Annotated in this window: 6 protein-coding genes; all 6 read left to right on the top strand. The window is 57.8% G+C overall.

Going from position 1 to position 7,323, the window contains the following annotated elements; translation table 11 throughout:
* Positions 1-105 precede the first annotated feature (105 nt).
* Entirely contained in the window at positions 106-1,212 is a 1,107-nt protein-coding gene (locus PLJ71_01450) for a sigma-54 dependent transcriptional regulator (GenBank protein HQM47317.1), read from the top strand.
* A 67-nt stretch (positions 1,213-1,279) separates the two neighbouring features.
* Positions 1,280-2,512, top strand: coding sequence for an SLBB domain-containing protein (locus PLJ71_01455; GenBank protein ID HQM47318.1), 1,233 nt, complete (start codon positions 1,280-1,282; stop codon positions 2,510-2,512).
* 9 nt (positions 2,513-2,521) lie between these two features.
* Positions 2,522-4,837, top strand: a complete 2,316-nt coding sequence (locus PLJ71_01460) for a polysaccharide biosynthesis tyrosine autokinase (GenBank protein ID HQM47319.1) — start codon at positions 2,522-2,524, stop codon at positions 4,835-4,837.
* An 88-nt stretch (positions 4,838-4,925) separates the two neighbouring features.
* The gene (locus PLJ71_01465) at positions 4,926-5,468 is read left to right on the top strand and encodes an acyltransferase (GenBank protein ID HQM47320.1); all 543 of its coding nucleotides are present in this window, start codon (positions 4,926-4,928) and stop codon (positions 5,466-5,468) included.
* A gap of 4 nt (positions 5,469-5,472) precedes the next feature.
* The gene (locus PLJ71_01470; GenBank protein ID HQM47321.1) at positions 5,473-6,309 is read left to right on the top strand and encodes a WecB/TagA/CpsF family glycosyltransferase; all 837 of its coding nucleotides are present in this window, start codon (positions 5,473-5,475) and stop codon (positions 6,307-6,309) included.
* A gap of 46 nt (positions 6,310-6,355) precedes the next feature.
* A partial coding sequence (locus PLJ71_01475) for a tetratricopeptide repeat protein (GenBank protein ID HQM47322.1) occupies positions 6,356-7,323 on the top strand: 968 nt, incomplete at its 3' end.

Genomic DNA, 7,323 nt, shown 5'->3' on the forward strand with positions numbered 1-7,323 from the left:
AGAGATGAGCTTTTCACGGGGCATTATGTCAGCCTGGGGCACGGTCAATGGAAGGCTAGTCTGACGGAAGGCGGGGCCATCGTGTCAGCTCTGGGATGAATAGTAGTGACCACTTCCTCTAACGATGTTCCTGGTGTTTCAGAGGCCGTCAAGGTCCCTCTTCACGAATATCTCGTCGGGGAGAGCGAGGTCATTTGCGAGACCCGCGAGATGCTCGGCCGCCTTGCCGGTTCGAAACTGACGGTGCTCCTGACCGGGGAGACCGGCACGGGTAAAGATATTGCCGCACGCATGCTCCATAATCTCTCGCCGCGCCTCGGGAAGCCATTCATCAAGGTGAACTGTCCGGCGATTCCCGAAAGTATTCTCGAAAGCGAGTTGTTTGGGTATGAGCGAGGCGCTTTCACCGGGGCACGTAACTCGAAGCCGGGCCGGTTCGAGCTGGCGAACAAAGGAACGATATTTCTTGACGAAATTGCGGAAACTCCGTACACTGTACAGACGAAGCTTCTTCAGGTTCTCGACGGCGAACCGTTTATCCGGATAGGCGGAGTAGCGCCAATTCACACGGACGTGCGCATCGTTGCCGCAACGAATGTGGAATTGGAGGAAACGGTACGCCGGGGAAGAATGCGGGAGGACATCTACTACCGTTTGAGTGAAGTCCACGTCCGCATGCCTGCTCTGAGGGAACGGCCGGAAGACATTCCCCCGCTGGCGGAACACTTTAATTATCACTTTTCTCAGAAACAGGACCGGGAATACCGTCCGTTGGACCCGGCTCTGGTCTTGGAGATGCAGGGTCTGCCTTGGCCGGGCAATGTACGCGAATTGGCAGCGCGTGTGCGCAAGTATGTGGCGACCGGCAATCCGGAGATGTTGTTGACGGAGGGCGGGCCGGACATTCCCGCTGGGGTTGCGTCCGCACGGACGGGCCGGGTTTTCACGATTGAATCAGAACCTGAACAGCTCACGGCAGGACAAACACGGGAATCAGAGCCCGATAAGCCGCCGTCAAGAGAGTTTATCTCTTTGAAGCAAGCGGTACAGAAGGCGGTTGAAACGACGGAACGTGCGTTGATTGAGGAAGCGCTTCGCCATACCTTGTGGAACAGGCGCAAGGCGGCAAGGCTTCTGAAGATTAGCTATAGTTCGCTGTTGCGGCGAATTGACGCGTACAGTATTGGTAAGAGCGCCACGGAAAACGAATAATATCCCGAATCCTGGTAACGAGGAAAGAGGTACTGCCATGTTGGCCACGAGCAGCTGGAAAAAGAGAATGAGGCTCTGGATGATCCTCCCGGCGTTATTACTATGTGTTGGCCTTGTTTCAGAGGGATGCGCCAGCGGGTCGCAGACGGTTATCCAACCGCGGGACCCGGACAACGAGGGGAGCAAGATCATCGGCGAGACCATGGACATCAAGACCGGCGAGCTGATGGGTAAACCCGAAGAGCAAAAGGACCTGATGCCCGTAGTGGGCGCGAGTGGCAAGCCCGTGCTTACGCCTGAGGATATCGGTAGTGTGCTGTACCGTATCGAGGCCGGTGACCAGCTTGAGTTTCGTTCCTACGACGACCCGACTCTGAACCAAGCGGTTATTGTTCGCTACGACGGCCACATCTCGTTGCCGATGGTGCCGGACCTGAGGGTGCAGAATCTGACTCGGGAAGAGGCGACGGAAGCCGTTCGCCAAGCGTATGCGGAAGTATTCCGGGAGCCGCTGGTGTCCCTGGCGGTAATCGCAACCACGAGCAAAACATACCACGTCATGGGCGACGTGCAGAATCCACAAGAGTTTCCGTATTTGAAGCCCATTTCCGTGCTTGATGCGATAAACCAGGCGGGCGGCCCACGGGTCAACCAGCGGGGAGGAGACTCGTTTGTGGGTTCGCGTGGCGCACTCACGCAGGCCCTGATCATCCGCCGCCAAGGCAGCGAGCGGGATGTGATCGAGTGTGACTTGAGCAAGTACCGCGAGCCGGCGGTCAGCCCGGCCGATACCCTGGTGCTTCCTAACGATATCGTGTATGTGCCGGAGGGAGTCAACCTGGTGTATGTGCTGGGGGAAGCGCGCCGCCCGGATGTTTATCAACTCATGGAGGGCACAACCCTGTTGCAGTTGTTGACTCGGGCCAGCGGTTTCATTGAGACGACAGGACGCATGAGACAAGTGGTTCTAATTCGCGAAGTGAAAGAAGAAATGAACCGGGTATACCTGGTCAACATCCGCGAGATTCTGCGGACCGGCCAGGATATCGAGATGAAGCCGGGGGATATTGTGTATATACCTCTGAAACCATTGATTCGGTTGCAGCAATTCGTAGCACGGTTTACAGGCTCGATATCACCTCTGATGTCTCTCTACCGCCAGGCATACGATACCTACTACACGGACCGCCGGTATGACACCATGTTTGATACAGGAGATGCGACCACCGCGGAAATGTTGACGATTCTCGACAGCATCCGGAGTTTTGGTTCTCTGACAACATCGATACCCACGCCGTAGGAGCCGTGTATGAGTACGGAGTTTTCGACAGAACTTGGCCTACCTCTTCCGTCGGCGCCTGCCGGGATGCATGGCGAGCGCGCGCTAAACCTGATGCGTCTGATTCGCTTGCGCACCCCGTTGATTCTCGGCGTTTTTCTGGTGTTGGCGGTGCCCTCGCTTACCGCGGCTTTTTTCCTGGTTCCTGAAGAATACACAGCGAACAAGACAATCCGGTTTGCCGCAAATCCGGTCACATTACTGGGCGAAGAGAGCCGTCAGGGCGCAACGATGAACTATGACCGCTGGGTTCGCACACAGGCATTCGAGATAACGCAGCCCACGGTTATGCAACGGGTGCTGGACGTTCCGGACATCCGCGGAATCCGGGAGATTCAACAAGCTGAAAACCCCTTGACGTATCTTCAAGACCTGGTGCAAGCGCGCGTTCTCAGCGGCAGCGAGAACGTTGAGGTGCAGTGTACCGCGCCGAACAAAGAGCTTGCGGAGAAGGTACTGCAAGCCACTGTCACCAACTATATGGCGCTCGCGGTGACGGCGGCGGTCAGCGACACAAGCACGCGGCGAGCCACGCTGACCGACGAGCGCGAGGAGCTTCAAAAGGAGCTGGATATTCTGCGCGGGCGCATCAAGAACATGAAAGAACAGCTGGGTGTCGCGCCCGGCACCCTATCCGCGTTAGGCCCGACGGAAACCGGGGCTGACCGCGAAAACCTGTCGGCGGCCGAGAAGAGCAAGATCGAGGCAATAAACCGCATCGAAAGCTTGAAAGGGGTGTTGGCAAACATCGCGGCCTATAGAAAGCAATTGCAGGAGGCGCCGCAACAACCTATTTTCGACCTCGATATCGAGGCGCAGATTCGCAACGATGTCGAGGTGGGAATCATCCAGCAGGAACTGGCCCAGGCAAAGAGCCAGATCGCGGTCCTTGAAGAGAAATATACCGTCGACGCCCCGCCCCTGAAGGCGTTGCGCAATACACGGGATTCTCTCGAGAGCCGGCTGGCGCAAGCGCTGGCGGAGGCCCGCGCCCGGCAGCTGGAATCCGCCGAGGCCCGCACCAACCAGGAATTGAAGGTGGCCGAAAAAGCTCTCGAAGAAGCGGAGACTCAGATCGAGAAGTTTCAGCGCCGGATAGAAGAACAGACCGATCTGGCCGTGAAAGCCGCAGGGCAGCAGGCTGGTATCGAGGCTCTTCAGTCCGAAGAGAGCGACCTCGTAGACAAAATCAAGCATATTGAGGGCATCATTTACAGTATCGACGTCGAAAGCAAGGCGCCGGGCCGCATCTCGCTCACATCCGGTTTGTTTCCACCGGCGCGGGTGGACTATGGCCGGCGGAAACAGTTGATGGCGCTGGCGTTTCTTGCATCGGCCTGCGTTGCCGTAGCCGTAGGGCTGTGGCGTGAACTGACCGACAAGCAAATCCGAAGCGCCCAAGACGTGGCGCTTTTAACCGGGTTGCCGGTCTTGGCGACGGTGCCTCATGCAAGCCTTGAGCAGTTGGATCCGAAACGGGGCGGGAGCCTTCTGCTCACCGCAGAGGAGCCCGGATCGACGTCTGCGGATCAATTCCGCCGGATCCTCACGCGCATCATTTATCCGCCCGAGGGTTCGGCCGAGTTGAATACGTGCCTCGTGGTAAGCCCGGGGCGCGGAGACGGAAAAACATCGTTAGCGTGTAATCTCGCCACCGCCTTGGCCCAGGCGGGACGTCGGGTTCTTCTGGTAGACATCAATGCCCGCAACCCTAAAGTTGAGGAGGCTTTCGGCATGGAGCCGGGGCCGGGCCTGGGAGATATTCTGTTCGGCAAGAGAGAGCCTAACGAAATCGTGCGCCAAACTGATTACTCGAACCTTTACGTGATCGGACCCGGCGAACAACGCGACATCGTCATCGGGAAATTGGCGTCGCGCGATATGGTAGCCTTTTTCGAACAGGCCGAGCAGGCCTTCGATCACGTCATTATTGACACGCCGCCAGCGTTGCTCATGGCAGACGCGAAACTGTTGGCGCCTGTTGTGGACGGAGTCGTTGTGGTGGTGGGCGTAGGCGCGTCGACAACCGGCATGGTGCAACGGTGTCTGACGGATCTGCGGCAAATAGGGGCAAACGTGATCGGCTTGGTGCTGAACAAGGCGAGGGCGACCCGGGGCGGTTATTTGCGCACGAATCTCCTTCAGTACTACGACTACCTCGAGGAGGGGCGCGAGAAACAAACCCCCATGCCGGAGATCCGGCTCGAATACAACGAACAAGACCCTGACGCGACGATTGTGCTTGTCGATGCGGAGGAAGAGGGCGGGGAACCGCCGAAGGAGTAGGATTGAATCTGTTTTGACGCAAGGGAAGAACAGACGGTTGCCTCATTCGTTGGTGCGATTTCGTTCCGCCTTGGCGCAAGCCTTAGGCATGCCGCTGCGCTTTTTGCGTCCTCTGGGACGAAAGCTAGCCTTATTTGTATTTGAGATGTGGGCGCGGGCGCAGATCCGCGGACACGTGGCGCCAGGCGTGCAGTTCTTCGGTTTTGTGACGGTCGAAGGTTCCGGCATGATTGACATCGGCAAGGGAAGCCGGATTGGAAAGAACGTATTCCTGGAGACACAAGAAAGCGGCAGAATCGAGATTGGCGAGAATTGCGTCATAAACAACGGGGCTACCATTGTCTCGTACGAAAGAATCGGCGTCAAGGACTTCGTCATGATGGGCGAATATGCGACTATCCGAGATGCCAACCACGGCAAGAAGCCTGGAGAACGCATGCGCTTGCAGCCTCACACCGCCGCGGCAGTTATGATTGGTGAGGACGTATGGATTGGCCGGGGCGTATGCATATTGAACGGAGTGACTGTCGGTGATGGCGCGATTATCGGGGCTAACAGCGTTGTGACGCGCGATGTGGAGTCAAACGTCGTTGTCGCTGGCGCGCCCGCGCGGCCCATCGGAGTTCGATGACGTAATGCAAGCCGAAAGGGCGGTTGAGAGACAAGACCGGCTGTGCCCATCGGAGGCGACGGCCTGTCCAATAGGAGAAACCGAGTTGTTCGGGGTGCGCTTCTCGAACGCCTCGTTTGAAGAGGTGTGTCGTTGGGCGGATGAGAAGATCGCGCGCCGATCCCCGGCATACGTTTTTACCCCCAACGTTGACCATGTCTGCCGGCTCCATCGTGACGCCGAATTCCGAGAAGCATATGCCGGCGCGGGGCTTCGCGTGCCCGACGGGGTGCCGCTGATATGGTGCGCAAGGCTTCTGGGCAAACCCCTGCGGGAGAAGCTCAGCGGGTCAGATTTGGTACCGCGCCTCTCGGCTTACGCCGCCGAAAAGGGATATCGCATTTTCTTTCTTGGCGCGGGCGAAGGCATAGCGGAGGAAGCCGCCAGGAAGTTGCGTGAGAAGCATCCATCGTTACAGGTTGCTGGATGCTACAGCCCGCCGATGCATTTTGAATGCGACCCGGAGCAGAACCAGGAGACTGTGGAACGTGTGCGTGCATCCCGGGCCGACATGTGCTTTGTCGCCCTTGCTTCACCAAGACAAGAGTTGTGGCTCTGGCATTACACGACAGCCATGGAAGTACCGGTGGTTTTGGGAATTGGGGCGGGCCTGGACTTTGCAGCGGGGCGAGTGCCCCGGGCGCCGTTGTGGGTGCAACGAATCGGGTGTGAGTGGCTTTGGAGGCTCATGCACGAGCCGCGACGTTTGTGGCGTCGCTATCTTGTGGACGACAGCTATTTTCTAATACTCTTGCTTAGAGAAATCGGGCGGCGCTTGGGCAAAGAATCGTTAAGACCGTAAAGAATCGTGACGGGCGCACGTAAACCGGCCTGAGGAGGAAAGGATCTTGTCACGAAAGTTCTGGGTCATCTCGGCCATTGTGCTAGGGGTATTCTTCATTCTTGCCCTGGCCAGCGGCGGAGGTTTCCTCCTCTACCGTCAAAACCAGACGAGGCAATGGCTTGCCGAAGGGGAGGAAGCCTTCGAGAAAGGCGACTGGGATAGCGCCATCCGGCGGTACAGCTTCTACTTGAACCGCGAGCGGGACGATATCGATACCCTCAAGAAATATGCGGAAGCCAGCCTCAAACGGGCAGGCGACCGAAGGCTCAACCTGACCCAGGCCGCAACGGCGTATCGTCAGATTCTCCATTACGAGCCTTCCAATCGCGAGGCCGAGCAGGCTCTGTTCGACATCCAGAAGAAGCTGGGAGCGTGGCATGAGGTTCACTACCTTGCCGGACGAATGCTCGAAAAGGAGCCGGAGAATATCGACCTGAAACACGAGCAGGCCTACGCATTGGACAGGATCGGGAATCGAAACGACGCTACTGCCGCCTACCGAGAACTTATAGACCAAGGGATTGCCAAGCCGGACGTGTACGCGAATCTGGCCCGGCTCCTCAGGGCGACCAACCTCACGGAACAGGCACAGGATGTTCTCAAACAAGCCGTCGAGAGGCACCCCAAGGATCCAAGAACCTATGTGGCGCGCGGGGAGTACTTCCTGGAAGAACAGAATATCGCCGCGGCTCGTGAGGAATTGGACAAGGCCAAGGCGCTGGCGGCCGACGATCAGGATGTCCTGATGCTGCAATCGCGGGTCGCGATGTCAGAGAAGGACTACGACACGGCTATAGAAGCGGCCCGCGCGGTGCTGGAACGGGATCCCTCCCAGGCACGAATGTACGCTGTTCTGTCCCAAGCCCTTGCGGAGAAGGGCGAGAACGCAGCTTCTCTGGACGTTCTGCGCAACGTAGATCCAACCGTGCGTGTGGACAACCCGGAGCTGTTTGTACGCTTTGCGGAGCAGCT

The sequence above is a fragment of the Candidatus Hydrogenedentota bacterium genome (genome assembly GCA_035416745.1).
In the GTDB taxonomy this organism is placed as follows: Bacteria; Hydrogenedentota; Hydrogenedentia; order Hydrogenedentales; family SLHB01; genus UBA2224.

Excerpts from the sequence above, each read along its gene's own strand:
- PLJ71_01455 (HQM47318.1), top strand. The coding sequence starts at position 1,280 with ATGAGGCTCTGGATGATCCTCCCGGCGTTATTACTATGTGTTGGCCTT.
- PLJ71_01460 (HQM47319.1), top strand. The coding sequence starts at position 2,522 with ATGAGTACGGAGTTTTCGACAGAACTTGGCCTACCTCTTCCGTCGGCG.
- PLJ71_01465 (HQM47320.1), top strand. The coding sequence starts at position 4,926 with ATGCCGCTGCGCTTTTTGCGTCCTCTGGGACGAAAGCTAGCCTTATTT.
- PLJ71_01470 (HQM47321.1), top strand. The coding sequence starts at position 5,473 with ATGCAAGCCGAAAGGGCGGTTGAGAGACAAGACCGGCTGTGCCCATCG.